The sequence below is a fragment of the Paenibacillus sp. EB106-05-06-XG162 genome, from assembly GCF_058791655.1.
The window spans coordinates 27,866-53,621 of sequence record NZ_JBYTDT010000022.1 but is presented as its reverse complement, the minus strand read 5'-3'; the positions used below and the strand labels follow the sequence as shown (position 1 = coordinate 53,621).

25 protein-coding genes are annotated in these 25,756 nt (G+C 46.5%); 12 read left to right on the top strand and 13 right to left on the bottom strand.

What is annotated here, in order from left to right:
- Positions 1-10: 10 nt before the first annotated feature.
- The 9 genes from AC3WU2_RS27975 to AC3WU2_RS27935 all read left to right on the top strand — a co-directional run bounded on the left by AC3WU2_RS27975 (position 11) and on the right by AC3WU2_RS27935 (position 7,048).
- Positions 11-466, top strand: coding sequence for a GNAT family N-acetyltransferase (locus AC3WU2_RS27975; RefSeq protein WP_492458192.1), 456 nt, complete (start codon positions 11-13; stop codon positions 464-466).
- A gap of 63 nt (positions 467-529) precedes the next feature.
- Positions 530-913 carry a nuclear transport factor 2 family protein gene (locus AC3WU2_RS27970; protein ID WP_492458191.1) on the top strand — a complete coding sequence of 128 codons (384 nt, stop codon included), beginning with the start codon at positions 530-532 and terminating at the stop codon, positions 911-913.
- A 39-nt stretch (positions 914-952) separates the two neighbouring features.
- Positions 953-1,537 carry a histidine phosphatase family protein gene (locus AC3WU2_RS27965; protein WP_492458190.1) on the top strand — a complete coding sequence of 195 codons (585 nt, stop codon included), beginning with the start codon at positions 953-955 and terminating at the stop codon, positions 1,535-1,537.
- Between the two features lie 245 nt (positions 1,538-1,782).
- Positions 1,783-3,174, top strand: coding sequence for a hypothetical protein (locus AC3WU2_RS27960; RefSeq protein WP_492458189.1), 1,392 nt, complete (start codon positions 1,783-1,785; stop codon positions 3,172-3,174).
- Between the two features lie 188 nt (positions 3,175-3,362).
- Complete coding sequence (locus AC3WU2_RS27955) at positions 3,363-3,836, top strand: DinB family protein (RefSeq protein ID WP_492458188.1); 474 nt, start codon at positions 3,363-3,365, stop codon at positions 3,834-3,836.
- Positions 3,837-3,864: 28 nt separating this feature from the next.
- Complete coding sequence (locus AC3WU2_RS27950; RefSeq protein ID WP_492458187.1) at positions 3,865-4,296, top strand: hypothetical protein; 432 nt, start codon at positions 3,865-3,867, stop codon at positions 4,294-4,296.
- Between the two features lie 276 nt (positions 4,297-4,572).
- The gene (locus AC3WU2_RS27945; RefSeq protein WP_492458186.1) at positions 4,573-5,541 is read left to right on the top strand and encodes an iron-hydroxamate ABC transporter substrate-binding protein; all 969 of its coding nucleotides are present in this window, start codon (positions 4,573-4,575) and stop codon (positions 5,539-5,541) included.
- A gap of 192 nt (positions 5,542-5,733) precedes the next feature.
- On the top strand, positions 5,734-6,171 hold the full coding sequence (locus tag AC3WU2_RS27940; protein ID WP_492458185.1) for a VOC family protein: 438 nt from the start codon (positions 5,734-5,736) through the stop codon (positions 6,169-6,171).
- Positions 6,172-6,283: 112 nt separating this feature from the next.
- On the top strand, positions 6,284-7,048 hold the full coding sequence (locus AC3WU2_RS27935; protein WP_492458184.1) for an HAD-IIB family hydrolase: 765 nt from the start codon (positions 6,284-6,286) through the stop codon (positions 7,046-7,048).
- Positions 7,049-7,173: 125 nt separating this feature from the next.
- Here the strand turns inward: AC3WU2_RS27935 and AC3WU2_RS27930 are convergent, their stop codons facing one another.
- On the bottom strand, positions 7,174-8,343 hold the full coding sequence (locus AC3WU2_RS27930) for a GNAT family N-acetyltransferase (RefSeq protein WP_492458183.1): 1,170 nt from the start codon (positions 8,341-8,343) through the stop codon (positions 7,174-7,176).
- A gap of 301 nt (positions 8,344-8,644) precedes the next feature.
- On the opposite strand from AC3WU2_RS27930, the gene AC3WU2_RS27925 reads away from it, so the two are divergent.
- The gene (locus AC3WU2_RS27925; protein ID WP_492458182.1) at positions 8,645-9,238 is read left to right on the top strand and encodes a sugar O-acetyltransferase; all 594 of its coding nucleotides are present in this window, start codon (positions 8,645-8,647) and stop codon (positions 9,236-9,238) included.
- A gap of 55 nt (positions 9,239-9,293) precedes the next feature.
- Here AC3WU2_RS27925 and AC3WU2_RS27920 read toward each other — a convergent pair whose 3' ends face one another.
- The 3 genes from AC3WU2_RS27920 to AC3WU2_RS27910 all read right to left on the bottom strand — a co-directional run bounded on the left by AC3WU2_RS27920 (position 9,294) and on the right by AC3WU2_RS27910 (position 12,471).
- Positions 9,294-10,817, bottom strand: a complete 1,524-nt coding sequence (locus AC3WU2_RS27920; protein WP_492458181.1) for a flavocytochrome c — start codon at positions 10,815-10,817, stop codon at positions 9,294-9,296.
- Between the two features lie 237 nt (positions 10,818-11,054).
- Entirely contained in the window at positions 11,055-11,693 is a 639-nt protein-coding gene (locus tag AC3WU2_RS27915) for a DUF2306 domain-containing protein (RefSeq protein WP_492458180.1), read from the bottom strand.
- 13 nt (positions 11,694-11,706) lie between these two features.
- Positions 11,707-12,471, bottom strand: coding sequence for an exodeoxyribonuclease III (locus AC3WU2_RS27910; RefSeq protein ID WP_492458210.1), 765 nt, complete (start codon positions 12,469-12,471; stop codon positions 11,707-11,709).
- A 170-nt stretch (positions 12,472-12,641) separates the two neighbouring features.
- On the opposite strand from AC3WU2_RS27910, the gene murI reads away from it, so the two are divergent.
- Complete coding sequence (gene murI / locus AC3WU2_RS27905) at positions 12,642-13,436, top strand: glutamate racemase (protein ID WP_492458179.1); 795 nt, start codon at positions 12,642-12,644, stop codon at positions 13,434-13,436.
- 71 nt (positions 13,437-13,507) lie between these two features.
- Here the strand turns inward: murI and arcC are convergent, their stop codons facing one another.
- From arcC to AC3WU2_RS27875, 6 genes are all read right to left on the bottom strand, one after another.
- A complete protein-coding gene (gene arcC / locus AC3WU2_RS27900; RefSeq protein ID WP_492458178.1) occupies positions 13,508-14,458 on the bottom strand; it encodes a carbamate kinase in 951 nt (316 codons plus the stop codon).
- A 19-nt stretch (positions 14,459-14,477) separates the two neighbouring features.
- Positions 14,478-15,956, bottom strand: a complete 1,479-nt coding sequence (locus tag AC3WU2_RS27895; protein WP_492458177.1) for a cytosine permease — start codon at positions 15,954-15,956, stop codon at positions 14,478-14,480.
- A gap of 64 nt (positions 15,957-16,020) precedes the next feature.
- Positions 16,021-17,445 (bottom strand): YlbE family protein, encoded by a 1,425-nt coding sequence (locus AC3WU2_RS27890; RefSeq protein WP_492458176.1) that lies wholly within the window; start codon positions 17,443-17,445, stop codon positions 16,021-16,023.
- Positions 17,446-17,451: 6 nt separating this feature from the next.
- Positions 17,452-18,996 (bottom strand): acyl-CoA synthetase FdrA, encoded by a 1,545-nt coding sequence (gene fdrA, locus AC3WU2_RS27885; protein ID WP_492458175.1) that lies wholly within the window; start codon positions 18,994-18,996, stop codon positions 17,452-17,454.
- Positions 18,942-19,883, bottom strand: a complete 942-nt coding sequence (locus tag AC3WU2_RS27880; RefSeq protein ID WP_492458174.1) for an oxamate carbamoyltransferase subunit AllH family protein — start codon at positions 19,881-19,883, stop codon at positions 18,942-18,944. Before AC3WU2_RS27880 ends, fdrA begins: the two co-directional genes overlap by 55 nt.
- A gap of 81 nt (positions 19,884-19,964) precedes the next feature.
- Positions 19,965-20,573, bottom strand: a complete 609-nt coding sequence (locus AC3WU2_RS27875; RefSeq protein WP_492458173.1) for an ankyrin repeat domain-containing protein — start codon at positions 20,571-20,573, stop codon at positions 19,965-19,967.
- A 155-nt stretch (positions 20,574-20,728) separates the two neighbouring features.
- On the opposite strand from AC3WU2_RS27875, the gene AC3WU2_RS27870 reads away from it, so the two are divergent.
- Positions 20,729-22,423: a PucR family transcriptional regulator gene (locus AC3WU2_RS27870; protein ID WP_492458172.1), complete on the top strand. Its 1,695-nt coding sequence runs from the start codon at positions 20,729-20,731 to the stop codon at positions 22,421-22,423.
- 75 nt (positions 22,424-22,498) lie between these two features.
- Here the strand turns inward: AC3WU2_RS27870 and gdhA are convergent, their stop codons facing one another.
- From gdhA to AC3WU2_RS27855, 3 genes are all read right to left on the bottom strand, one after another.
- A complete protein-coding gene (gene gdhA, locus AC3WU2_RS27865; RefSeq protein ID WP_492458209.1) occupies positions 22,499-23,872 on the bottom strand; it encodes an NADP-specific glutamate dehydrogenase in 1,374 nt (457 codons plus the stop codon).
- A gap of 253 nt (positions 23,873-24,125) precedes the next feature.
- Positions 24,126-25,103, bottom strand: a complete 978-nt coding sequence (locus tag AC3WU2_RS27860) for a diaminopimelate dehydrogenase (RefSeq protein ID WP_018759350.1) — start codon at positions 25,101-25,103, stop codon at positions 24,126-24,128.
- Between the two features lie 147 nt (positions 25,104-25,250).
- The gene (locus AC3WU2_RS27855) at positions 25,251-25,751 is read right to left on the bottom strand and encodes a C40 family peptidase (protein WP_018759351.1); all 501 of its coding nucleotides are present in this window, start codon (positions 25,749-25,751) and stop codon (positions 25,251-25,253) included.
- Positions 25,752-25,756: the final 5 nt, after the last annotated feature.

The window sequence follows — 25,756 nt, the reverse complement described above, 5'->3', positions numbered from 1 at the left end:
AGTGATCGTTGTGGAGATTCGAGTGGATGACCTGACCGGAGATAAAGTAAAAGCATTAATTATGGAGCATCTGAGCGGCATGTTTGAGAACTCACCGCCGGAAAGCGTCCATGCGCTCAATCTAGAGGGGTTGAAAAAACCTGAAATTACGTTCTGGAGTGCATGGGAACAAGATGAATTGCTTGGCTGTGGGGCACTTAAAGAGCTCGATGAAACACATGGGGAGATCAAATCTATGCGCACCTCTTCCTCGCATTTAAGAAAAGGCGTTGCTAGTCAAATCCTTGAACATATCATTGCCGTAGCTGAGCAGCGTCATTATAAGAGACTCAGTCTGGAGACGGGCTCAATGGAATCCTTTAAAGCTGCAAGGAACTTATATGAGCGTGCGGGATTCCATTACTGCTCTCCATTTGCTGATTATATCGAAGATCCCTATAGTGTTTTTATGACAAAGGAATTATAAGCGCTATGCGAACCATCACCAAGACGATGATATAAGTATTTATCATATGGGAGGAGTATGAGGATGACGAGCAAAGAGAAAAGAGAACTTATTGAACATTATATTGAGGCTTACAATGTGTTTGATGTTGCAGGTATGGTTCAGCTCTTGCATCAAGATATCGTCTTCAGGAATTTTGCTAATGGTGAATTGAATACGGAAACCAGAGGGGTAGAAGAGTTCAAAATGCTAGCAGAACAATCCTCTCAGATATTCTCGAGTCGTCGTCAGAGCATTGCCAGCTATAGTGCTGCAGATAACCAAATTGAAGTGCAAATTGATTATGAAGGCATTCTTGCCGTGGATTTGCCTAACGGGTTGAAGGCTGGAGATAAGCTGCAGCTGAAAGGTAAGTCCGTATTTGAGACGCGTGAGGGTAAAATATCTTTGATCGAAGATTACAGTTGAGTACCGTGATATAAAATGATAATTCAGGCGGAGGATAGTATGAGAACCTTTATTTACATGGTTAGACACGGAGAATCACCCAAAATAGAAGGAAACGAGAGAACACGCGGTCTAACGGACAAGGGTAAATTAGATGCCCACATCATAACCGAATTATTGAGAGATGAAGGAATAGATCATTTTGTATCAAGCCCCTATCGAAGAGCTACATTGACGATCGAGGAACTAGCTCAATCTTCGGATAAAGAAGTCAACGTTCTTGAAGAGCTTAGAGAAACGGTGTTTGTAAGTGACGATAAGATTATGCCTGATAAGGAGCTGTATCCTCTTGTTGAGAAGCTGTTCTCGGACCCAGAATATTCGACACCTGACGGGGAATCCATCATGACTTGCCAGAACCGTGCCATCCTAGCTCTGAAACGAATTTTGAAGGAATATCAGGGGCAGAAGGTTGTAATAGGAACGCATGGGGTTGTTATGACATTAATGATGGGATATTATGACCGTCAATACGACTTGGAGTTTCTGTGGAAGACCTCTAAACCAGATATCTACAGGATGGAATTTGATAAAGACGAACTCGTGGAAATTCAGAGATTATGGAAGGTTCAACTACAAAATTAAGGAAGTGAATTTAATAGCAGAGATCAGCAAATTACAGCCTGGAACTCATGGTTCCAGGCTGTTCTATTTCCATTTCCATAGAGTCAGGTTATCATATTCATCACGAAGCTCAGATTGAATCACGAACAAAATGCTGCAACTATGCATTTTTTTAAGGCTATTTGTGATATGGTTAAAATATCCAATAATACATATGAATTGAGAATTTACCCCCCATTCTATTGAAAAGGAGAACCTTCCGCCTGATGGTTATACAGCTCATCTATTTTGGACTTATGTTTTGGTTTGGCTTATATCTGATCAATCGGGATATCAAAAACGTCCGGCTATTACTGACTGGACTTGGTGTATTGGTGTGCTCACTCGGATATGGAGCAGCTGTCTTGCTCCCCTACAGTGCAGCAGCCCAGCCCAATATGGTATTGGTGCTAGGCAAGGTGCGGGACATCAGCGGCTACTTACCTCTCGTATTGTGGCAAGGCGCCGTTTTATCGATGTTCGCTGTGCAGGCACATCAACGGAATCTAGTATGGTCGTTATGGAAGTATGGGCTAACGTCGTTAGCGCTGGGAAGCGGGATCTGGCTGTCTGTCGTTAACAATCTGGAGCGCTATCGTATTTCTTATACAACCGTTCTGTGTGTGCTGCTTATTCTGTTGCTGCTGTTCTCTATATGGGGGTCGGTGTCCAAGCGGCCGAAGCGACCGATTGTCTTCTATGCCTTCATTTATTTGCCGCTTCTGACCTTTATCTGCATGACAGCTGCGACGCTCTTTTACTTATATGGTGGATGGAGTCAAGGTATGCTCGTCGCAAACGGTGCTGGAATGCTGTTATTTGGCGGATATATATTGATTAAGGAAATCAGAGAGCAAGGCGAGGCATGGCTGCCCGATTTGTTCCGATCGCTCGATTATTCCATTTTTTTTACGCTTATTTTTTCTGGGCAAGTGGCACTTGTTATTTGGCTCGGGACGGAGACGGGGCTCAATGCTAAGACACTGTCATTACTGATGGTCAGTATGATGATATCCATTGCATTTCAGGTGTTGGTGTATCCGATTCGGGCAATGCTCGACAACTTTGCGCTCATGACGTTTCCCAAGCTTCGATCAGAGCGATCCAAGCTGCGGTTGGTCGAAAGTGTTCAAGTGCGAATCAATGAAGAATCGAAGCCGGATGAAATGGATGATGAGGAGCTCTACCGCCTCATTCGGCGGGCGCTCAGTAACTTAGGCAACCTGGAACGATTGGCGTCGAGCCCGCTCACACAATTGAAATTGATGGACGAGAGGCTTCGAATGCGCGGAGCAGCGGATGGTGTGTTGGAACGGGCGAATGAGCTGAAGTCTTTGTTGATCCACAGTATTATGCAAATGAAGCCCAATCGGGATGAACCATTCGGCACAACAGATGAATGGAAATTCTACAATGCATTGTTCTTCCCCTATGTCATTGGAATCAAGCCATACAGTGTACGGTATTCGGACGATCAGTTGGACCAGACTTCCAAAGATGCGTTGGAGTGGTTCCGTACCTATGTGCCTGAACGAACCTGCTACAATTGGCAGAATGCTGGATCACGTCTGATTGCAACGAGTTTGAAGGAGAAAAATATCCTTAGTAGAGCACAATGAATAGACCTATAGAAATGGCGGTTGTTTCCCGGGGAATACATGGGAAGCAGCCGCCATTTTTGCTGCTAAACGAAGAAAAAACGCCATGTTGGCACCAAATGGCAGTGAAAAGCATGGTTCTGGCAGTGGTTTGTGATCTAAAGTCGGTGGTGTAAGCAAGAGAACCAAACCATTAGGAGGAATGTACAATGTCTCAAGCAAGCATCCAAACCGCAATAACGGCACATCAATTGGTGATCGGATCCATTCAAGCAATTCCGGAAGAAATCTATGATATGACACCCGCAGGATTTAACAATACAATTCGTTGGAATGTTGGTCATATCGCCACGATGCTGAATTGGTTCCTCTCCGCAGGCCCTGCATTAAATACGAAGCTTCCGGAAAGTTATGTCGGCCTATTCATGTCCGGAACAAAACCGGCAGATTGGACCGCTGCACCACCGTCGAAAGAGGAGCTCATTCAATATTTGTCCTTACAGCTTGATGATCTGTCCCGCGTTAACCCCGAGTCGCTCATTATACCATTGGACGTACCGTTTGAAATGGGGCCGCTGAAGTTCGCCACAGCAGGCGAGGTGTTTAACTTCGCGTTCATCCACGAAGCTGTGCATTTAGGGGTTATATCATCGCTTGTTAAAGCCCTTCAAGTTGGTAATTAAGTATTCACGAACGAAAGAGGTGTTAACTATGAAATTCAATGAATCCTTAATCCCAGCGGGTGAAGCTTTGATTCGCAAGGTACTGCTGACGAATGCTGTTTCGTCCGGAGTATGTGGTCTGCTGCTGCTTTTATTTCCCGGGTATGTCGGTGACTGGACAGGATTAGACAATAGAATCGCACTAACCGAAACCGGGATTTTCCTGCTCGTGTTCGTTGCATTTCTCGTGTGGGTCGTCTCCAGAAGGATTGTCTCACCTGGGGCTGTACTTGTTGTTACCGTGCTCGACCTCCTTTGGGTCGTAGGCGCTGTGTTACTGCTGGAGGATCAGGGCATTACGATGATGATGACCGTGTTTGGCGTCTGGGCAGTTATTTTGGTCACCGCAGTCGTCGGCGTGTTTGCGATTTTCGAGGCGGTTTACTATTGGCGTAATCGTGCGTTCGGAAGACAAAATTGACCTCTTCGGATGGCTCATCGTATATTGCCGACTTTATATAAGGATCCTCATTCGACTTGAGTGAGGTGGATATTTCAACGAATATTTAGTGAAGAGCGATGAAATAAGCCGTGTTCTCCTTCCCCCGGGTGGACACGGTTTTTTGTGCACGAACAATTTCTATAATATGTATTGACAGCTACACCGCCACCCTTTAGAATGGTTAAATGATGATGATAATCATTCTCATTAATAAATCAATGGAATAAGCATGATAGACAAAAGGGGAGTCATTCTATGAAAAAGTTGTTCATTTCGTTAACTTTGGTTTTGGTCCTTCTACTTAGCGCTTGCGGCAGCAAGACAGCAGACACTGCGAACAATGCAAGCAGTACGTCTTCGGATACGAAGACAGATTCGTCGACATCGACGGCTTCCGAAGAATCAGGTACATTTACTTACCAATCCGAAAATGGTCCTGTTGAGGTTCCGAAGAATCCGCAACGCGTCGTTGTTATTACGCGATTCTTAACGGGCAACGTCATGGCGCTTGGGGTGCCTGTGGTCGGCGTGGATGAAATGTCCAAGGAAAACCCAAGATTCGAAGAACAGTTAAAGAATGTTGAGGCGGTGTCAGACGAGAGCGTAGAGAAGATCATCGAGTTGAATCCAGATCTTATTATTGGGCTGTCAGATATTAAGAACGTCGATAAATTTAAGCAAATCGCTCCAACGGTTACTTATACATACGGTAAAGTCGATTATTTGACGCAGCAGCTCGAAATCGGGAAATTGTTGAATAAAGAAAAAGAAGCGCAAGCGTGGGTAGATAGCTTCAAAGTGAAGGTACAAGAAGCTGGGGAAAAGATCAAAGCGAAGATCGGTGAGAATGCGACCGTTTCTGTCATTGAGACCTTCAATAAGCAGCTCTACGTCTATGGTGACAACTTTGGCCGTGGTACAGAAATCCTGTATCAAGGAGGATTTGGGCTCAAGAAGCCTGAGAAAGTCAGCGAAGCGACGAAGAAAGACGGCTACTTTGCTGTGTCGCAAGAAGTGTTGAAGGATTACTTTGGCGATTACGTCATTTTCAGTAAGAATGTGGAGGAAGACAACTCGTTCCAGAATACGGAGACGTACAAGAACATTCCTGCGGTGAAGAACAATCGTGTCTATGAGGCGAATGCAAAGGCATTCTACTTTAACGATCCACTGAGCATGGAATATCAGTTGGAATTCTTCATTAAGAGCTTCCTTGGTGAATAAGTATTGAATTAGCTATGAAGAGCATCTGAGAACTAACTCTCAGGTGTTCTTTTTCTATTTGAATATAAGGGGGTTGTTTTTTTGTGGTATATTTTTCCATTTAATACTATTAAAATAGATAGAGATGATGCAACAAGCGAACTTCAACATGGATATGCCCCTGGTAATGATCATGAAGGAGGAAGATTGGTTATGGAAAAGAAGGCATTGTTAAAACGTATAGAATGCGCTTATCTGCCGGTGACAGACGTTACTGCATCCGCTGCATGGTATGAGCAAGTCTTAGGGTTGACGTTACGGGCACCGGTAGAGCCAGGAAAAGGAGCTATTATGATTATGGGTAGCGGGCAATGGTTGTTCCTGCTGCCAAGCCCGGGAGGACATCCGCTGCACTTCATGACAACAGGCTGGGCAGAAGGGGGTTCCCCGTTCGAGATGTTTCCGATCTGTTTCGAGACGGATGATATTCATGCATTAGAGTCATCCCTGCGTGAATCGGGTGTGTGGATAGAGCCAGAGATGCGTGATGAAGGCGGATGCGGGCTGCAGTTGAACTTTAAAGATCCGGATGGGAATAAATTTCAGGCGTGGCAGCAGCCGGTTGCAGTTGAAGCGGGCGTGTCATCATAGCCGATATAAGTTAGTCAAGGCCGTCCATCAGTGACATGATGGGCGGTCTTTCGCTTTAAGAAATTTATGGTAGGATGGAAAGATAGAAATAGATTCATAGGAGTGAGGTCAAATGAAGTTTGTCTTTGACTTAGACGGTACAATTTGTTTCAAAGGGAAGCCGGTAACTGAAAAAATACTAAGCGCGCTAGAAGCGCTGCAATCGAAGGGCCACCAGGTGATATTTGCCTCCGCAAGGCCCATTCGCGATATGCTACCGGTTTTACATGATCGGTTCCATACGCATACCATGATTGGAGGCAACGGATCGCTCGTCTCTCAGCAGGGTCAATTAACGCATGCCCATGCGTTTTCGGAGGATCAGATCAACACGATCACTTCATTGATCCAAGAGTTCGAAGCCACCTATTTGATTGATGGGGAATGGAATTATTCCTATACAGGCCCGTACGACCACCCGATTCTGAACAACGTGGATCCAGCCAAGCTAGCGAAGATGGTCGACATCGATCAGCATCCATCGATCGTCAAAGTATTAATATTGACAGCCAATCGGATGGAAGAATTAGCGGAGCGTTTGTCAGACCTTGATGTCGTCGTCCATCGTCATAAGAGTGAGAATGTGCTGGATATGAGCCCGAATAACATCCATAAATGGGGGGCACTTAGCAAAATTGGTATTGAGCAGGGCCAATATATTGCGTTCGGAAATGATGCGAATGATATTTCGATGTTCATGCATGCGTCGCATTCGGTTATGATCGGCCATCATGATGAACTTGAAAATCATGCATCCGAATCTATCGCCTTGGGAGACGATGTGGAAGACAAGATCGTGGAGAAGCTAGAATATCTTGCTGCATTGGAAGCAGAGTAGTGATATATACACATCAAAGCCACCGGATTTAGATTCCGGTGGCTTTTTTCCTAGGAGGGCATTATAACCGGGAACCCCCACTCGCATCGATTATCTGTCCGGTCAGTGATATCCGATAATCAATGTTATGTGGTTGTCATCTTGCAGGCTTCCGTAAGCGACTGAGCGATTTCCTCGCTATCTGCTTCACGATAGATATGATCGTGATAATGAGGTTGGTGGATGCCTTGCCACCCTAAATCGATGGCCTGCTTGTAGTACTGCTTGGCACGTTCTTGATTACCGGTTCGATAGAACATGCATGCTGCATTCCAATATAGAGCGGTATCTCCGCCCCAGTCCCAGCCTTGATCCAGCGCCTCAGCGTAGCTCCAGGCTGCGCGGGCATAGTCTTGGGCAACGCCATACTTCATATCGCCACGCATATAATGGTTGCCGTTCACGAGAAGGTTATTCAGCGGCTTATTCCACCCGAAGAGAACGGGGAAATCCGCTAACAGCTTGAACCCGACAGACTGGGCTGTTCGTTGTGATCCGATGTTGTTCGACCAACACTGCCATCCGACTCTTGTGAGTCCATGTTGTTTCGCAAGCAGTAATGCACCCGCTGCGGTCTTGTGCGCCCATCCAAGTCCTCGATAATTCCCGTCGGTCTCAATACCGAATTCGCACATATCGCCAATGACCCAATCAGTTAGACACCAGCTGATAATAGCGGGTCCTTGCTCTGTATCATGAATGGCTACACATCCGAAGCCTGACGCGAGGAAGGCTTCAATGGAAGGCCAGCCTCCTTGTATTTCATCAATAACACCGTCTAACCCCATTAACCCTTGCTGCTCGAGTAAGTCACGATCGACAACGTAGATTTGATCCGCTAGCGTATCGGCTAACCCTTGTAAATCATGTGAGAGCGTCATCCGTCCACTGCGCAAGGGGAGCAAGTCTTTCGTTACGACACGGAGGGTCTCTGCCCATAGTGCATCTGATGGATAGAACAGAACGTAGTCCAGCTTGCCTTTGGCTGCCCGATTTGGCAGCAGTTCTTCCCGAAGAAGAAGATTCACCTCTTCGAAGAATAGGTGATTGTCAGGGCTCCCTCCAAGGAATATGCCTTGAGGGCTCGTTAATAACGCGGATGCGCCATCATGGGACATAAATACCCGACCGGATAGCGTTCCTTGAATAACGCCATAGATCGATATATGATGCCGTAAATCTTCGAATAGCGCTGCGACCTTCGTGAATCCTTCACGAGTACATTCTTTTCCATGGTTCATTTGTTCTGAATACATATTGCTGGTTGCCTCCCATAAGTCGATGAGAGGGTTTATTCGTTATATGCCGAAACCTCTCATTGGCTTGTTGATTTGTTGGATCGTTTTCAAAACACCATCACTCCTTTAACATTCATCGTGGGCGTTGTTCTAAGCTGCACAATATGAGATGCCCCACTCCATTATGGGTAAACCAACCAATTTTGGCAATATCATTTATGACGTGCAATTATATTTATTTCCTTGAGTCACGAGGATATGTGTCTATGCTGAAGAAATAATAGAGTGTAGTACGAATAGGAGAGAAGGAGTGGACCCCATGACAGAGAAAGAAAAAGCAGCCCAAGGCTACCTCTATAATGCGAACTACGATCAGGAGCTCATCGATGAGCGTACGTATGCGAAGGGGCTATGTTACGAACATAATTTACTGCATCCTCAGAAGATAGAGGAGCGGGTGGCCGTCCTTAGGAAGCTGTTCGGCAAGACGGCAGAGACGTTCCACATCGAACAGCCTTTTTATTGTGATTATGGCTATAATATCGAGATCGGCAACAATTTCTATGCGAATCACAATTGCATCATGCTGGACTGTGCCACAATCACTTTTGGTGACAATGTGTTCATCGCGCCCAATTGCGGCTTCTATACGGCAGGGCATCCGCTCGATGTCGAGCAGCGGAACGAAGGGTTAGAGATTGCGTTTCCGATTACGGTTGGCAACAATGTATGGTTTGGCGGCGGGGTAAGTGTCCTGCCGGGTGTAACCATTGGAGACAATAGCGTGATTGGTGCGGGGAGCGTCGTGACGAAGGATATCCCACCGGGTGTGATTGCTGCGGGCAATCCATGTCGAGTGATTCGGCCAATTACGGAAGAGGACAAGAATAAGTATCCTCACTACCGGGACTAATATAGCAAAAGAAGACCCTCATTTCAGAGGGTCTTCTTTTGCTATACGTTCAGCTTTATTGTGCTTGTACGAATTCAGCCGACTTGATACCCGCTTGGCGGCCGAAAATAATGATCTCCGCTACGGAGTTACCGCCGATCCGGTTCTGACCGTGCAAGCCGCCTGTTAGCTCGCCTGCTGCATACAGACCTGGAATAGGCTTGCTGTCTTTATTCAGCACTTCCGTATTTGTGTTGATTTTCACGCCGCCCATGGTGTAGTGAATCCCAGGAGCGATTTTAATCGCGTAGTATGGTGCGCCGGACAAGTCGTTATCCATTCCTGTCGTTCTACCGAATTCGGCATCCTTTTTATTTTTAACTGCGCTGTTCCATGTATCCACCGTGGCTTTCAGCTGATCAGCAGGAACGTTCAATGCTTTGGCTAAAGCTTCGATCGATTCGCCTTGAAGGACAAATCCCATTTTCTCATACTGCTGGATTGCTTTTGCACGGGATTTTACACCGGAATCAAATACGAGATAAGCTGACTTTTCAGGAAGCTTATTGATTGCAGCGGTGACATTGTCACGAGTGTCCAGTTCATTTGTGAAGCGTTTGCCCTCACTGGATACGAGGATAGCACCTTCACCGCGGACAGCTTCACCGATGAGATAGGATTTCTCTTGCTGTACCGTAGGGTGAACTTGGATTTGATCCATATCCACTGTTGTACCGCCGAGTTTTTCAATCATCTTAATGCCGTCACCGGTACTACCTATTTGGTTGGTAGTCACGAGACCTTTTAAGTCAGATCGAACTTCGGAAATCATATCCATATTAGCGCCAAAACCGCCGGTTGTCACAACAACAGCATCTGCTGCAATGGCCTTCTCTTCATTTCCATCGATCACGACTTTGACGCCGTTCACTTTGCCTTCCTTTTCCGTAATTTCCTTCACATCCGCTTTGACGAACAGTGGGATTTCTTTCTCTTGGATATTCTTCATCAAGCCACTGACAAGATATTGCCCTACAGCTGAGCCGTCTTCCGGACGGTGAGTGCGTTTCTCGTTCATACCGCCTGTAATCGTAATATTGTTCAGACGAATGCCGATGGAGTCGAGCCAATCGATCGCACTTGCGGAATTGTCAACGAAAAAACGAAGCATGTCTTTGTCGTTGGTGTTATGACCGCCTTTTAGAGTCTCTTCATAAAATAAATCATTGCTGTCTTGAATGCCTTGTTCTTTTTGGAACTTGGTCTCGGAAGCATTCATGCCCGAAGATGATTTCATTGTATTTCCCCCGGCAATTGGCATTTTTTCGAAAATAACCGGGTTCAAGCCCTTTTCTTTTGCCTCAAGTGCAGCAGACATCCCCGCACCACCTGCACCGACAATGATGATGTCATATTTATCTTTAAGCTGATCGATTGGTGTATAACCACCCTGAGTAGCTCCTGACACGGCTTCTGTTTCTTTTGCCTCTTCTTTTTTCACACTGTCCTGACTCTGATTCTGGCTTCCTTTACCGCATCCTGTGATGATGAGCATGAAGGAGAGAATGAGAACAAGCATTGCTGATACTTTCTTTTTCATGATGTACCCTCCACTTTTCTTTTTCTATCTTTTATAGATTTCGATAAACATAAAGAGTCACATCAATCCGATACTTCCTTGATCTGATTGTATCCTCTGTTAGTCCGCTTCAATTCTAATATATAATCAGATCAAATATTGTGATTTATTTCACAAGTCTGTGGATTTTTGCCTAGGGTCATGTCATGGAAATAGGTTGTGCGGGGGTGTGAGAGGACGGAGGTTAGCCGTCCCCTTTTACTCGATTCTTGGCAAGACGCGGCGAATGATCCATTCAGCGAGCAGAAAATTGACCACGATCGCGCCGTAGACACCGATCGTATAACTCGTCACGTATGGCAGTCCAGCGCCTTTGCTCGCAAGATAGGTGAGCAGATGAATGAATAGATTCGTATAACAGAAGACATAGCTTCGAATCATCCACTTCCGGTGCTTCATCACTTGCTTACGCTTAATGAACACAACTGCTGCAATCGTCATGAGTAGCCAGATGAGATTGATGAAGTTAAAAGCCATGCTATTGATTTTCCCGCCTGTGGCGAATGGAGCCATGTAGCCTGAAGTGATATCCACGATACAGACGGCTATGACATAGAGATAACCGTTTACCCGGTGGAAAGAACGATACCGCGTCAGAACCAGGCTCGAGAAGTTCACAGCCCCAGCAAGCATGGCCACACAGGCAAAAATAATATGAACCATCATGACAGGCAGCCAAATGTCGGTGTTCACCGAGCGTTTAAGGCCCGCTTTATGACCGAGAAACGCAGTAGCCTGCGGATCATGAATGAAGTTCATGAAGGTGACATAGAGGATGTACACGACAGCAATACCGATCATCCCTATATATAACCGTCTATTTCGTAACGTATTCATAAGTGCGGAACCTTCATGATTGGTCTAGATCCAGCTCCAAGATGACCGGACAATGATCACTGCCCATGATGTGACAATCGATCTTAGCGTCTTTAATGGAGTCATTCAACTGTGAAGAGACGAGGAAATAGTCTATCCGCCAGCCCACGTTCCGCTCCCGTACCTTCGGCATGTAAGACCACCAGGAATAGATGTCTGTCTGATCCGGGAAGAGGTGGCGGAACGTATCCGTGAATCCAGAGCCGAGCAACGTCGTCATTTTGCCCCGTTCTTCGAGTGTGAAGCCAGCGTTGCCTAAGTTAGGCTTCGGATGCTTCAGGTCAATTTCCTGATGGGCGACGTTCAAATCTCCGCATACAATGACGGGCTTATGGTTGTCCAATTCTTGCAGATAACCTCTGAATCGATCTTCCCATTCCATTCGGTAATCCAGACGTGATAAATCACGTTTCGCATTGGGGGTATAGACTGTTACGAGGTAGAAGGTATCGAATTCGAGCGTAATTACGCGACCTTCGGGTTCGTAGTCTTCCTCGATTCCATACCGGACAGACAACGGCTTCAGCCGAGTGAATACCGCTGTCCCCGAATAGCCTTTCTTCTCCGCGTAATTCCAGAACTGCATATATTCTTCGCCCAGTTCTAATTCAATCTGCCCTTCCTGCAGCTTCGTTTCTTGCACACAGAATATATCTGCATCCATGTCTTTGAAGTAATCATAGAACCCTTTGTTCACGCAGGCACGGAGGCCGTTTACATTCCAGGATACGAACTTGATCATGACAAATCTCCTTGCTTATTGACGGTAGTTTATTTTCTCTAGTGTACCATAGAAGGGACTTCCGTTCGAAGAATCAACTTGCGATCATCGGCAACCCGCGATATTCTAGAATTAGCTATGATTTCTACCACATAACTATAAATCTTTACGATAGGAATTGATGACACATGACAATCGGGTTTTTCGATTCGGGGATCGGCGGCCTTACAGTATTAGCTGAATCGCTGCGCCGGCTGCCGACAGAGAATTATCTCTTCATGGCAGATACCCTGCATGTCCCTTACGGAACGAAATCGAAGGATGATGTAAGATCATTCATTCTAGAGGGCGTAGAACAGATGGTGCATGTGGGCATCGATGCGCTGGTCATCGCTTGTAATACTGCGACCAGTATTGCGATTAACGAGCTTCGTGAGCGGTATTCATTCCCGATCATTGGTATGGAGCCTGCGGTAAAGCCTGCAGTAGAGATGAATCGTGCGACAGGGAAGCGGGTGCTCGTCTTCGCAACACCATTAACCTTGCAGCAGCCTAAATATTATGCGCTTGTACATCGTGTGGACGAAGGGGGAATTGTCGATTCTCTTCCGCTGCCAGAACTTGTCGAATATTGTGAGGCCATGCAGTTCGATCGTGAGACGATGCGTGATTATTTCCGGTCGCAGCTTGCGGCTTATAACTTAGATGATTATGGAATGATTGTCCTTGGCTGTACCCATTATCCGTATTACAAAGGAATTCTCCACGACATCCTGCCATCGCATATCGAGATGATCGACGGCAATGCGGGCACAATTAAGCGGCTGTCTGCCCTATTGAACCGATATGGTATTCCTGCAGGCAGTGGAAGTGGCAGCGTACGGTTTATGTGTTCGGGCAATGACCCTGTCTATTTGGATAAAATGGAGACTGCACTCGCACTAATCCGCGAGGACGGATATGTAACCCAGAGTGTAGTGTAGACCATTGCGTAGATCTATGAATAAGGCCGGAAGTTCACGAGCGTGAACTTCCGGCCTATTATTCGTTTCAATTATTTTACAATATGCGTTCCTGCATGTTCATGAATAGCGTCTTTTAGGCTCTCTGGATTCGTAATAATAACACGAGACCCATTCTTCTCTAAGAAGCTAAGGCTTGCTTCGATCTTCGGCAGCATACTGCCTGGAGCGAAGTGGTTCTCAGCGACATATTGCTTCGTCTCTTCGACCGTAATCTTCTCCAGCGCCTTCTGATTCGGTTTGCCGAAGTTGATGCATACGCGGGATACACCTGTTGTAATAATTAAGGTCTCCGCATTCACTTGCTCTGCGAGTAGACTTGTCGCGAAGTCCTTGTCGATCACCGCATCAACCCCGTCATACGTGTTGTCGCCTGTCCGAATGACGGGAATACCGCCACCGCCTACAGCGATAACCACGTAATCTGCATCGATCAGAGATTTGATCGCATCCTTCTCAACGATATCGATGGGCTTCGGTGAAGGGACGACACGACGATAGCCGCGTCCCGAATCTTCGATCATCACCCAGTCCGAGTGATCTTTCTTCATCGCCTCAGCTTGCTCTAGTGTGAAGAAGGAGCCGACAGGCTTCGTCGGGTTCTGGAAGTTCGGATCATCCTTGCTGACTTCCACTTGGGTAATGACGCTCGCCACTTTTTTGTTAATACCGCGTCTCGCGAATTCGTTCGTTAGTGCTTGTTGAATTTGGTAGCCGATTCCCCCTTGAGTATCTGCGACACAGTTCACCAGTGGAATCGTCGGCATGCCGCTCACTTCGCTGGCAATCTCGACACGTTGCATGGCAAATCCAACTTGGGGGCCGTTACCGTGGGTAACGACAACCTTATAACCTTCCTGAACCATATCTGCGATATTGACGACGGTCTCACGAACGGCTTCATATTGATCTTGAATCGAATCGCGGCCGTTATCACGTACTAATGAATTGCCACCGATGGCTACAATGACGAGTTTACTCATGGGGATTCCTCCTAAGAAATTAAGATGCTTTCACTCCTGTCTCACGTTCTTGGACAGTCGTGTGGTTGTTGAATCGATAGAATATAGCATAGAGCACACCTGAGATAATCAGTCCGCTCAGGAATGCGGATTTGCTGATGGCCGCAAGGACAGCGACGTCTTTGAAGAATGCGCCGGACAATACGATCAGGAAGCTGATGATGAATACAGTACAAGCTATGACATTATAGCCGCTCTTATGCTCGCCGTTATCGCCTTGCTTCAAATAGATCGCGGATAGGTTCAGCGTTCTCTTCCGTTCTAGGAAGAAGCTCGTGAGCATGATGCCCGTAATAGGACCATACATGGAACCGATGAAGCTATAGAATAGATACAACGCTTGTGTGCCATTTACGAGCTTCCAAGGCAAGATCGCTGTTCCGATAATGGCAGTCAGAATCGCCGCCGTCTTCACATTGAACACCTTTGGTAGAAGCGCTGTCATTTGCAAGCCGGAAGGAAGCAAGTTACCGAATACAACATAGCTTGTCGATGCAATATTTAAGGTAAGCAACAGCACAATGACGATAAACGGATTACCGATTTGGTCGATGGCTGCAACGATATTGAATCCTTCGATGCCAAATGCGATTTGTGTACCTACGAGTAGAGCTACGCAAGTGATACCGAATAGGATATACGAAGCGATCATACCGAGCGGTAAGCCGATCATTGGTGCTTTGTCTGTCTTCGCACGCTGCGTAAGATCCGAGATGTTCACGATTGGACCGCCCCAGTTCGATACGAGTGCACTGACACAAGCGATAAAGACAAGCGGGCTTGAAGTCGGATTCGCTGGTGTGTAATCAAAGATCGGTCCGAATCCGCCAGCCACGCTGATGGCCCAGATTGCAGCGCCTACGATGAAGATATAAATGATGGGTGAAGACCATTTACTGAACATACTAAGAATTTTCATGCCGCCTAGGAATAATCCAACGGTGATGACCCACAGCACGATGTAGGATACCATCGTCGGGAAATCGAGTCCTAGGAAGTTAAAACCGGGAACCATGTCCATATAGCCTGGGAAGATTTTCGTGAAAATAACGTTAAAGGATTGAGCCCCAATAATCGTCTTTGTTCCGAAGAATACGACCCCCGCTATTAGCCCGCGGCATAATGCAGGAATAATCGAACCTTTCACGCCAAAGGAGCTTCGTAGTAACATCGAATATCCAATGCCGTATTTCGATCCTGCGTAGCCATTCAACACATAACCGATCGATACGATAATTGCCGCTGTCATGACCGCCCATAGCACTTGCGGTACAGACAAACCGAGTACGAAAAATCCCGCAACGGTCATATACGACATCAAGTTATGCACAGCGCCCATCCAAACTGTAATGTAGTTGAAAGTGCTCCAATCACGCTTCTCAGGGGATTTCGGAAGAATATCCTCTGCATATCCGTAAGATTTGAACTCTTCGATACTACGATTGTTGACCTGTTCCATCGAAATTCTCCTATCTCTTATTAAGTTGACAAAGATCTACTGCAGCTTGTTACAAGATAAGGGTTTAGCTGATTTTGTCACTTAAAGCGAGCAATGCTTTCTCGAACGCTTCCGTTGGTGGGTACGTAATTCCCGCACCAATCATGCCAATACCTGGCTCCTTATGTGCAATCGCTGTGTTGATGACTGGAAGAATACCCGTCTGAATGACATTTCGTACATCGATACCTGTTGCAATCCCGCTGAAGTTAAGCAGAGGAATCGTCACGTTCGGGTTCTCTGTTGTCGTAATTTCCTTCATTTTCGTCGAGAAGCCAAGCGCTTCTTCTACCGTACCGCCGACAAGAGCGACAATCGCTGGCGCAGCTGCCATCGCGAATCCACCGATTCCGTACGTCTCTGTAATCGCGCTATCGCCGATATCTAGGCCCGAATCTTCTGGCTTGTAGCCCGCGAACATCGGTCCAATAACCTTCTGTGCAGGGCCCGTGAACCACGTGTTGCCTGGCATACCGCTGACACGGATACCGAACTCAACCCCGTTACGCGCCATAGTCGTAACAATTGTACTGTTCTCAATACCATGAGCTGCATCCAGTGCGCATTTGCAGAGGGCCATCCACGTTGGTCCGGAGAAGTAATCGCTGCTCGCAACGAAATCGAAGACTTCACGTTTCTGTTCTGTTGTGAAATTCGTCTCTAGAATGAATGGTGTCAGCGCTTGAATGAGCAAGCTTGTACCAGCATTATTCCGGTTATGACACTCGTCGCCCATGTGAAGCGCTTGTGCCAGCATGAGACGAAGATCGATACCATTCGACAATTTCATTGCATCGCGAAGCATCGGCCCAAGTACATCGCGCATCCAGTTCAGGCGAGCGATAACCGACTCATCGTTCGCACCCATACGCAGGATTTTGGACATTTGCTCACTGAGGTTCGTGTAAGCGATGTTGCCGTACGTTTTATTCTCAACGATGTGCATGAACATGGATGCGGACGTTACGCCGGCCATGGAGCCTACACAGTTGTGTTCGTGACAAGGTGCAAATGTAATTTTGCCGGATGCAGCGACTTTTGCGGCTTCTTCCAGATCCTTCGCTAGGCCTTCGAATACGATCGCGCCCGTTACCGCGCCTCTCATGGCACCGTTCATGCGATCCCACGTAATCGGAGGTCCCGAGTGAAGAATCGTTGTTTTTGTCATACCAGGCACGCAGTTGATCGCTTGGTCGAAGCAGATCAAGATCGGCTGGGAGTTCACGATACGCTCAACTGCCAATTTGTTCGCTGCTTCGATTTTCTCGAGCAATGCTGGATCTTCGAGTTTATCGAGTGCTGTGATCAATTCTGGCTTGCCGCCACCCGGTGGTTTCCACTCAAGGTGTGTCGCTGTCGCATTTTGCTTCAAGATATCATCTTTGAAAAATTCGATACCCACGTTGATGACATTCAATTTGCTATTAAAAAGTTCATTTATTTTACTCATGATTCATTAAGCCCCTTTCACGACAAATTCTCTGGATAGCAGACCTGCATTCGTGCTGCTGCTTGCGATCGTAACGCCTGCTTCCATCAACTTGTTCACTTGGTCTTCAATTTTCGGACTGTCGAGATCTGTACCGAGAACGTAGCCGAGGATTTCAAGATGTCTGCCTTCCCTCGCAGCCAGTTCCTTCGCTTCGATAATCGCAGGAAGCATGACGCCAACTGGATCTTCATGAGAGCCGAAGCCGAGAATGAAGTCCATCACGATCACGCCAACCTCTGGATCCTTCGCTTCTTGCAAGAAACGCGCGATCCGTGTCGAAGGGTCGATCATCGGGTGCGGTTTGCCGTTCGTGAAGTCATCGTCACCAAGATCCAGGAACGTATGCTCTTTGCTCATATGCAGATCCTTCAGCTTGTAGTCAGGGTTCTTCTGAATGTTGCTGTATACGTTATCGAATTTTTCCATAGCGATGTACATCGCTTCATCACATAATGTACCGCCGCAGAACAATCCGCGAATATATTTTTGCTCTGGCGTTAATTTCGCACGAACTTCTTCCACGAGCGGAATGTTAAGCGCGCGCTTGTTGATGGTGCTCTCGTCTGCGCCAGCGAGTACGACGGCTTTAAGAGCTGCTTCCTTAGAGGTCTTCGCGAAATGTCCGCCTGCAGCAACAACCGATTCTTCCGTTCCGCCGATGAAGTAGACCACGACGGGCTTCTTGCACAGCTTGATTTGGTCGAGCACTTTTTTCTCAACACTTGGTGCTGGTGGTTTGGAGATCAAGACGATCACTTTGGTTGCCTCATCTTCATCAAGCGCTTTCATGCCATCAAGCATCATAATGCCGCCAACTTGCTCGCTCAGGTCACGACCGCCTGTACCGATCAACTGTGTAATGCCGCCGCCGAAGTCATGGATACGAACGCTAACTTCTTGGCTGCCTGTACCGGATGCGCCGACGATCCCGATGTTGCCGTGTCGAACGGAGTTGCCAAAGCAGAGCGCGACATTACCGATGATGGCCGTTCCGCAGTCTGGCCCCATGACGAGCAAGCCTTTTTCATGTGCATATTGTTTCAATGCGATCTCATCTTCGATACTTACGTTGTCGCTGAAGAGCATAACGTGTAGGTCGTTATCTAACGCTTTCCTAGCTTCTCTCGCTGCATATGCACCGTTCACGGAGATCACAGCTAGGTTTGCGTCTGGTATGCTTTTCGCTGCTGAATCGATTGTTGGATATTTGATGTCGCTTGTTCCTTTTGCTGCGCCTTTGTTCTTGAATAGCTCTTCGATTTGCAGGAATGCGCTTTCACAAAGCTCATCAGTTGCCGCTTTCACGACAATCATCAGGTCGCTTGTTTTGGTCTCTTCCAGTTCAGGTGTTAAGAGTCCAACATTGCGAAGAACTTCTTTATTCATTTCCGTTCCCATCGCGATAACCGCTTGCTCCACACCTTCAATTTGGTTCGCTTTGGTGGATAGAGACATCAAGGACACAGAATCGAAATACGTGCTTTGTTTAATGACAACTTTTGTGGACATACTATACCTCCTGCTTTTATGTTGATCTCCAATCCACAGACAATCCCGTAGACAATGTCCGTGCCTGATGAAGATCCGATATTTAATACCTTATCTAAAGAGAGAATCAACTCTTCTTGTTTACCGCATGTAATGGAATGAAGCAAACGGGTGATAGATTCCCTCACTCGACCCTTGGATGCTTGCTTGAGTGCTGTATAACTAATCTCATTGGTCAATGTTCTTGCGACGTCGACGATTTTCTCGCCGAATCCTTGATAGATGCGGCCAGGGCTGTTCTCCATGTTGAAGGTAGAGAGCAGGCCGACGAGAAAGTCATCTCCCGAAGGGGTTAGCCCAGGCCCAAGGCCGATGAGCCCAGCCGCATGGCGAAGTGCATCCGAGACGCGATGTTGAAGTAGTGCTTCCTGAAGCATCAGGGAACGTTCGCATAGCAACCTGGATGTTTCTTGTTCAAATATGCTGCTCGTCGTTAAATCGGGCTTCATGCCACCGCATTTCCCGCGTTGTTCGATGATTTCTTTCGTAAATGCTAGATGATTGATAACAGATTCGATGTCATTCGGGAAAAAAGGAAGCTGACATTCCCACGTCGTAACTTGATCCATCACGATCGACAATTGATCTCCAATGTGTACAATTCGCTGGTCAGCATATACCATGTCGTTGACTTTTATCGCAAGTTCGCTGAATCGATCCATGTCGATTAGCATTGTATTCGGTGCATTATCCAAGTGCTGGCATGCCAAGGTATATAATTCGCCATTTTCGCTGCATTCGACATTTATCGTTTTGTCGAATACACTATGCACATAACCATGAAATGACGTGTGCTGTAGTTGATTGATCCAAACCAGATCACCAGAGCGTGCATGATGAATGCGCATTTGCTAGCACTTCCCTTCTTGTATTTCTAAGATGGACCGCGGTCAATGCGCAGGCTGGATGGTTCATCGCACGGCAATGGTTTACTTTGCTCCTGCTGCTAACAAGATTTGCTCGATTTCGCCGAAACCTTTCTTTCTTGCAAGCTCAAGTGGTGTTACACCGTACTTATCCACCATGTGCACATTTGCGCCATGTTCGATCAATAGCTTAATGATGGTTTGTTGCTTCTCTCCGCCATCATTCAAGATGATTGCTTCGATGAGAGGCGTCCAACCGCAAATGTTCGTATGATTCACATTGATGTCTGTTGTCTTTAGGAGCTCACGAACAACTTCAACATGGCCTTTCTCACTTGCAGGGGTAATGCCGACGCCGCCGAAGCGAGTCAATAATTCGATGTTCGTATTCGCTTTGATCATCAACTTGACGAGCTCGAGCTTCCCGTTAATGCAGCCGAATAAGAATGGGTTGAAGCAAGTTTCATCTTGCAAATCCACATTCGCTCCAGCTTCGACGAGGAAGGATACGGCATCCAAATGATCATTTATTGCAGCGATCAGAATTGCCGTTCTTTTTTGCTTGTTTCTTACGTTGATGTCGATACCTTGCTCTAAGCATTTCTTCAAAGTTGCGACATCGCCCTGACTTGCTGCTTCAAGAAACTGTTGTACCAAGTTGTTGTCTGACATCCGAGAACCTCCACATCGTGAATTGGTGTTGCAGAATTATTGTAGTGCGGTTACATGAATTGGGCATTGGTTAACAACACTAAAAAAAGTCGAAGTCCATTGTGCAGGGTGCACAATAATACAATCGAACTGGTAAAAATAAAGGGGTGAGGAAAATGCTTACAGTAAAAGATTTACTCCATATCAAATCAATCGAAGGCATTAAGGTCGTTGCTGGAGAGCAGGGAATCAATAATGTGATATCGATTGTCAATATTATGGAGAATCCAGATGCATTTGACTGGTTGTCCTCGAACGAATTACTTTTATCTACGGGTTATATTTTCAAAGGAAATGAAGAGCTTCAGAATCGGATTATTCGTGAGCTTGCGGAAATCAATTGCGCGGGGTTGTGTGTCAAAATGAAGCGTTATTTCGATAAGCTTCCGCAGAATATGATTGATCATGCGAACAAATACGGCTTGCCCTTACTAGAGCTCCCATTCACTTATCCGTTGTCCAAGGTGATTGCGATCATTAATGAGAAGGCATCGGGAAGATACGATTTATTGAATCGAAGAACGCTGGATATGCATAATATTTTGTTCCGAATTGCGCTTGAAGGCGGGGGAATTGAGCGGATTTCAATGGAGCTGTCAGAAACGATTCATAATCCGATTATTTTCCTCGATCGGGATTGGAATTTGCTGCACTATACGGAGCTGGAGGAGAACCCAATTCCGCTCGAGGGAAGCCTGCATCTGATACCGAACCGGCCTGTCTTCACCCGGGATTTCCGTGATTCCATTCCGAGTAATATGAGTGAAATGAAGAAGTCGGTCAAGCGGATCTACCATACGAAGGGGCAGGAGATCAAATGTCGTATTCTGCCGGTTGCTGTTGATCATTACATCTATGGCTATATTGTCGTCTGGCAGACGGTCCGCGAGCTGACGGAATTCGACTATATCGTCCTGGAGCAATCCTCGACCATTATGGCGCTCGAACGCATCAAGGCGAAGGAAATTGAAGAAGTGAAGCTGCAAATTCGCCAAGACTTCTTCGACGACTTATTGACCGGGAAGCTGACCTCGACGGATACCATCCAGACGTTGTGTGATTTGCATGGCTTGAATTCGAATTATATGTATTACTGCATTGTGATCAACATGGAACCCATGGATCCGGAACGGTTCGAAGATATGGTCGTCCGTAAATATGAAATGGATAATCTGGCGAAAAAATGCGTGGAATTGGTCTATGAGGATTCAAGTGGAGCGAATGGGGAAATAACCTGTTTCTACCGAAATCAACGGATTATTATTATGGTCGGTCAGAATGAATTCCGGCCGAACGTGACGGTCTCGGAGACGAAGAATTATGCCATTGAGCTGCATGAGAAGCTGCAGAAGCAGATTAAGAAGACGACATTTACGATTGGCATTGGTAGACAGTATAAGTCGATCAGTTCGCTGCACAAAAGCTTCTCAGAGGCCCATGAAGCGATTCGGCTGATGCAGAAATTCGGCAGTCATGGCGAAGTGTCGCATTTCGAGGACTACTCGGTCTATCATTTCTTAGACTCCAATATCAAAGAGATGGAGCTCGAAGACTTCTTCCTGAAACGGCTCGGCAAGCTTTACGAACATGATAATACGTACGGGACAAGCTTTATGATTACGCTGGAGAACTACTTCATTCACAATCACAATGTCAGTGAAGCAGCCAAAGCGATGTTCATTCACCGCAACACCTTCATCTATCGTATCGATAAGATCAAGGAAATGCTCGGTACGGATTTGAAAAATTCAGAGGAGCTGCTGCAGATCCAATTGGCGCTCAAGATCTTCAGGTTATTGAATAAAGCATAAAGAAGGAGCCGGGCCCTCGCTTTTGCGATACACCCGGCTCTTGTTCTATGTTTATTCGTTCAATGATCTTGGATACTATACGACGCCTTGTGCGATCATCGCATCAGCTACACGAAGGAATCCGGCGATGTTCGCGCCGACAACCAAGTTACCGGAATAACCGTACTCATCAGCTGCACGAACGCTGTTCGCATAGATGTTCTTCATGATGCTGTGAAGCTTCTCATCGACTTCTTCGAATGTCCACTGCAAGCGCATGCCGTTCTGTGCCATTTCGAGGGCGGATACTGCAACGCCGCCTGCATTGGCAGCTTTCGCAGGTCCGAACAATACTTGATTGTTCAAGAATACGTCGATCGCTTCAAGCGTCGAAGGCATATTCGCGCCTTCACTGATTGCTTTCACGCCGTTCGCAACCAGCAATTTCGCTGATTCTTCGTTGATTTCGTTTTGCGTTGCACAAGGAAGTGCGATATCACAAGGGATGGACCAGATGCCGTCGCATCCTTCGGTGTACACAGCGCCTGGATGCTCTGCTACATATTCTTTAATCCGTTTGCGTTCTACTTCTTTGAGACGCTTAACTGTTTCAAGGTTGATCCCGTTCGGATCGTACACATAGCCGTTCGAATCGCTGCATGCGACAACTTTCGCACCAAGCTGGTGAGCTTTCTCAATCGCATAAATCGACACATTACCTGAACCAGAGACAACAACGGTGCTGCCTTCGAAGCCTAGGCCTTTCGCTGTCAACATTTCGTTCGCGAAGTATACGCAGCCGTAACCTGTTGCTTCTGTTCTCGCCAAGCTTCCGCCGTAGATAATGCCTTTGCCTGTCAATACGCCAGCTTCGTAACCGCCGCGCAAGCGCTTGTATTGCCCGAACATATAGCCGATTTCTCTTCCGCCGACGCCGATGTCTCCCGCAGGAACGTCAACGTCCGGTCCGATATATTTCGATAATTCGGTCATGAAGCTTTGCGTGAAGCGCATAATTTCGTTGTCGGATTTGCCCTTCGGATCGAAGTCGGATCCGCCTTTACCGCCGCCAATAGGTTGTCCGGTCAGGGAGTTCTTCAAGATTTGCTCGAATCCGAGGAACTTGATGATGCTGGCGTTAACGGAAGGGTGGAAGCGAAGTCCCCCTTTGTAAGGTCCGATCGCGCTGTTGAATTGCACGCGGAATCCACGGTTGACTTGAACTTTGCCGTTGTCGTCGACCCAAGGCACACGGAACGATACCATCCGCTCAGGCTCAACGATGCGCTCAAGAATGCCATGCTCCTTGTATTTAGGATGCTTCGCGAATACAGGCACGAGGGAATCGAGGATTTCTTTTACCGCTTGGTGGAACTCGCTCTCGTATGGGTTGCGTTTGATTACCAATTCATAAACCGATTGTACATATTCTTTTGCTGCCGTTTGATTTTGTTCTGGGATGGCCGTGATCACTGTTCAAACACTCCTTTATTAAAATTTTGCTTTACACTTTGTGTACGATGATTTGCATTTTATACTATACAAAATGACGTCATTTCTCCAATAGAAATTATTTTACAAAGCGATTAAATAGCGCTATCGCACTAAAGCGATAAACGGTAAAAACGTTTACATTGCTATTACATAAACCATGTAATCGCTTCCGCAAAAAACAAAAAACCTGATCATCGTTAAGATGACCAGGTTTGCGCAAATATATCTACTATAGCAATTCGCGGCGAAGCTCTTCAGCCGATTTCGGAGACAAATATCCAAGTGGAATATCGAATACTGTTTTCGCGCCAGTTGCACCCTCTTGGCTAAGGCGATGAGCCGCTCTAGCGTAAGCTACAAGTACGCTTGCCGTGAACTCAGGGTTGCTCTCAAGCTTGAGTCCAAACTCAATAATTTGCTTCGTATTCTCACCAGTTACACCACTGCGAATAACGAATCCGCCATGCGGCATGCCCTGGTGCTCAGCCTGAAGCTGCTCCTCGGAGATGAATGTTACCGTTGTGTCATAATCAGAGAAATAGTTCGGCATATTCACGATCGTCTCGCGAATTTGATCTTGGTTCGCGCCTTCTTCAGCGACAACATAGCACTCACGCAAATGCTTCTCACGTGTAGCAAGCTCAGGCGTTTCACCTGAACGAATGCGGTCGATCACTTCTTGAACAGGTACGGTGTATTGTACGCCAGCTTTTACGCCTGGTACGCGACGAATCGCATCCGAGTGGCCTTGGCTAACGCCTTTGCCCCAGAACGTGTAATCTTTGCCTTCTGGAAGGATAGACTCAGCAAGAAGTCGATTAAGGGAGAATAATCCCGGATCCCAGCCTGTCGAAATAACGCTGAGGTTGCCGCCTTCTTTCGCAGCTGCATCCACCGTGTTGAAAAATTCGGGAATTTTCGCATGCGTGTCGAAGCTGTCGATTGTGTTGAACATTCTGGCGATGACAGGTGTCTGTTCTGGAAGATCCGTCGCCGAACCTCCGCACAGAATCATCACGTCAATGATGCCTTTATATTGCTCTGTAGCGGAAATGTGCTCGAATTTGATACCTTCTGTTGCGATTTGATCTGGCTGTCTGCGAGTGAATACCGCTACGAGCTCCAAGTCTTGGTTCTGACGAATGGCTTTCTCCACGCCTTTCCCCAAGTTACCGTAACCAACAATACCTACTTTAATCTTTTGCATTGATAAAGTCCTCCTCTAGGGTATTCCAATAATCTGCTTGTCCACCCTTTAAAGTATATAGATATATTACATTAAATGTAAACTATAAATCTAAAAAAGAAACCCACGAATGTTGTCCAATGGATGGACTTCGCGGGCTACTTCTTATTATTCTACATCATCGTGATCTTGATTTCCGTCATTGTCATTGGTGTCATCAAAAATGTCCGAATTCGTCACTCTTGTTGCACCAACATAACGTTTCACATAATACGAATCGCTTAAGCTAGAAATTGTAATCCCTTTTTTGCTGGATGCATGTGCAAATTTGTTCTCGCCTACGTAGATGCCGACATGCGAGATGCCTTTACCGTTTGTATTGAAGAATACGAGATCTCCGGTTTGAAGATCAGATTTTGCAACTTTCGTCCCCATCTTGTACTGGGATCCTGATTGGTGTGGAAGTTTGACGTCGAATTGCTTGAAGATATACATCGTAAATCCAGAGCAATCAAATCCACTTGTCGATGTGCCACCGCTCTGATAGCGAGTACCAAGAACATCCTTAACTTCTTTGTCAAGTTTGGAATCAGCAGCGAAAGCGCTACCAACTGAGACTGCCATCGTTAATGCAAGTGTGACGATCATAGAGCTGAATAACTTTTTCAAAAGGG

Bases quoted from the DNA above. Each gene is read 5' to 3' on its own strand.
- AC3WU2_RS27970 (WP_492458191.1), top strand. From the start codon at position 530: ATGACGAGCAAAGAGAAAAGAGAACTTATTGAACATTATATTGAGGCT.
- AC3WU2_RS27925 (WP_492458182.1), top strand. From the start codon at position 8,645: ATGACAGAGAAAGAAAAAGCAGCCCAAGGCTACCTCTATAATGCGAAC.
- AC3WU2_RS27915 (WP_492458180.1), bottom strand. From the start codon at position 11,693: ATGAATACGTTACGAAATAGACGGTTATATATAGGGATGATCGGTATT.
- AC3WU2_RS27860 (WP_018759350.1), bottom strand. From the start codon at position 25,103: ATGCAAAAGATTAAAGTAGGTATTGTTGGTTACGGTAACTTGGGGAAA.
- AC3WU2_RS27955 (WP_492458188.1), top strand. From the start codon at position 3,363: ATGTCTCAAGCAAGCATCCAAACCGCAATAACGGCACATCAATTGGTG.
- AC3WU2_RS27870 (WP_492458172.1), top strand. From the start codon at position 20,729: ATGCTTACAGTAAAAGATTTACTCCATATCAAATCAATCGAAGGCATT.
- AC3WU2_RS27935 (WP_492458184.1), top strand. From the start codon at position 6,284: ATGAAGTTTGTCTTTGACTTAGACGGTACAATTTGTTTCAAAGGGAAG.
- AC3WU2_RS27875 (WP_492458173.1), bottom strand. From the start codon at position 20,573: ATGTCAGACAACAACTTGGTACAACAGTTTCTTGAAGCAGCAAGTCAG.
- AC3WU2_RS27930 (WP_492458183.1), bottom strand. From the start codon at position 8,343: ATGTATTCAGAACAAATGAACCATGGAAAAGAATGTACTCGTGAAGGA.
- AC3WU2_RS27965 (WP_492458190.1), top strand. From the start codon at position 953: ATGAGAACCTTTATTTACATGGTTAGACACGGAGAATCACCCAAAATA.
- AC3WU2_RS27960 (WP_492458189.1), top strand. From the start codon at position 1,783: ATGGTTATACAGCTCATCTATTTTGGACTTATGTTTTGGTTTGGCTTA.
- AC3WU2_RS27880 (WP_492458174.1), bottom strand. From the start codon at position 19,883: ATGCGCATTCATCATGCACGCTCTGGTGATCTGGTTTGGATCAATCAA.
- AC3WU2_RS27895 (WP_492458177.1), bottom strand. From the start codon at position 15,956: ATGGAACAGGTCAACAATCGTAGTATCGAAGAGTTCAAATCTTACGGA.
- arcC (WP_492458178.1), bottom strand. From the start codon at position 14,458: ATGAGTAAACTCGTCATTGTAGCCATCGGTGGCAATTCATTAGTACGT.
- AC3WU2_RS27945 (WP_492458186.1), top strand. From the start codon at position 4,573: ATGAAAAAGTTGTTCATTTCGTTAACTTTGGTTTTGGTCCTTCTACTT.
- AC3WU2_RS27890 (WP_492458176.1), bottom strand. From the start codon at position 17,445: ATGAGTAAAATAAATGAACTTTTTAATAGCAAATTGAATGTCATCAAC.
- AC3WU2_RS27950 (WP_492458187.1), top strand. From the start codon at position 3,865: ATGAAATTCAATGAATCCTTAATCCCAGCGGGTGAAGCTTTGATTCGC.
- fdrA (WP_492458175.1), bottom strand. From the start codon at position 18,996: ATGTCCACAAAAGTTGTCATTAAACAAAGCACGTATTTCGATTCTGTG.
- AC3WU2_RS27920 (WP_492458181.1), bottom strand. From the start codon at position 10,817: ATGAAAAAGAAAGTATCAGCAATGCTTGTTCTCATTCTCTCCTTCATG.
- murI (WP_492458179.1), top strand. From the start codon at position 12,642: ATGACAATCGGGTTTTTCGATTCGGGGATCGGCGGCCTTACAGTATTA.
- AC3WU2_RS27940 (WP_492458185.1), top strand. From the start codon at position 5,734: ATGGAAAAGAAGGCATTGTTAAAACGTATAGAATGCGCTTATCTGCCG.